Source organism: Arthrobacter sp. HMWF013, assembly GCF_003061105.1.
In the GTDB taxonomy this organism is placed as follows: Bacteria; Actinomycetota; Actinomycetes; order Actinomycetales; family Micrococcaceae; genus Arthrobacter.
Genome location: NZ_QAIQ01000275.1, coordinates 1 through 1,492 on the forward strand (window position 1 = coordinate 1; position 1,492 = coordinate 1,492).

The following is a 1,492-nucleotide window of genomic DNA, read 5'->3' on the forward strand; positions in this document are numbered from 1 at the left end:
GTCCCAGAATTCTGGCCCTCACGACGTGCTGGACACAGTGAACTAACCGGATTCCTTGGCCCGTTTCCATCCGCCCCGTTCTGAGGCCGCAAGCCCCAGAAGCCCCAGCCTGCCCAGCCCTGCCCGGACTGATTCTGCGCTGAGGCCGGCAACAGCGCAGAGTTTGTCCACGGACGTTGTGGACCGCAGGGGCAAGGCATCAAGAAGAATCAGGTCTTCGAGGGTCAGACCATCGTGGTCGGCAGCACTGCCCGTCTTCTGGTCCGCAAGCCCTTGGCCGCTTGGTGACGCCAGCTCAGCGATCTCGGCCGCGTCCGTCACACAGACCGCACCGCCATCGCGGAGCAGACGGTGGCAGCCAGCGGAGTTGGCACTGTGCACCGAACCGGGAACAGCACCAACCGCCCGGCCAAGGTTCTCCGCATGATGCGCAGTGTTCAGTGCCCCGGAACGCCACCGCGCCTCCACCACGACCGTCACACCAGCCAGGGCTGCGATCAGCCTGTTCCGTTGCAGGAAGCGGTACCGGGTGGGCGCCGACCCCGGCGGGACTTCGGCGAGTACGGCCCCTTGGTTGCACACTGCCCGCAGGAGATCCTCATTCCCGGACGGGTAGAACCGGTCCACCCCTCCCGCCATGACAGCGATGGTGGGCACTGCCCCGGATGCTCCGGCCAGCGCCGCCCGGTGCGCGTGCGCGTCGATTCCGTAGGCCCCTCCGGAGACAACCGTGAAACCCCTCTGCGCCAGCGAGTAGGCCAGATCTCCAGTCACGGAGGCACCGTAGCTGGTGCTGTCCCGCGACCCCACAAGCGCCACGCACTTGTCCACGCCCGGCAGTTCCTGTTCGACGCCGCGCCACCAGAGACAGATGGGCTCGTGAATGCCGAGGTCACCGAGCTGGGTGGGCCAAAGATCGTCCGATGGCACAATCAGCCTGCCACCGAGCCGGGCCATGGTGGCAAGGTCCCGTGCGGGGGCTAAATCCGGAATCCGTGGTGCCCATCGTTTGAGTGCTGCCGCCATTCCACCCCAGCCCGAGGCGGCGCCGTTGTCCGCCAGCAGGCCAGTAATCTCCTGCTCGAGCGCCGGACCGGCCTGCATCTGACCCGTGGCAATCCTCAACGCGTCCCGGGCACCGGCCGCCTGCACGAGGGCGAGTCCGGCGGCGTCCTGCGGTTCCATGAGCCGGGAGAGTGCTGCCCGGGTGAGGTGTTCGTTTTCCATGTACTTCTTCCTTCACGCAGCTGCCGAGGCAGCCTGCCGGAGGCCCAGGGCCTGGCCGATGTCGTTGGTATCGGGCATGTCCCGATGGGACAGGTCCGCGAGCGTCCAGGCCAACCGCAAAACCCTGTCGTATCCCCTGGCCGTCAGGACGCCGCGTTCGAGCGAGTGGTCAAGAATCCGGGTGGCATTGGCAGGCAGCCGAAGGCCGCCACGGAGGATCCGGCCGGGGACCTGGGCGTTTGTCTCCAATCCCAACGGCCGGAGC

At 67.1% G+C, this 1,492-nt stretch carries 1 protein-coding gene and 1 pseudogene; both read right to left on the reverse strand.

All coding sequences use genetic code 11. The features are described from left to right. Nucleotides 1-42: 42 nt before the first annotated feature. Entirely contained in the window at nucleotides 43-1,227 is a 1,185-nt protein-coding gene (gene dprA, locus DBR22_RS10890) for a DNA-processing protein DprA (protein ID WP_108599032.1), read from the reverse strand. A 12-nt stretch (nucleotides 1,228-1,239) separates the two neighbouring features. After that, a pseudogene (locus tag DBR22_RS10895) lies at nucleotides 1,240-1,492 on the reverse strand (ATP-binding protein); the annotation flags it as partial.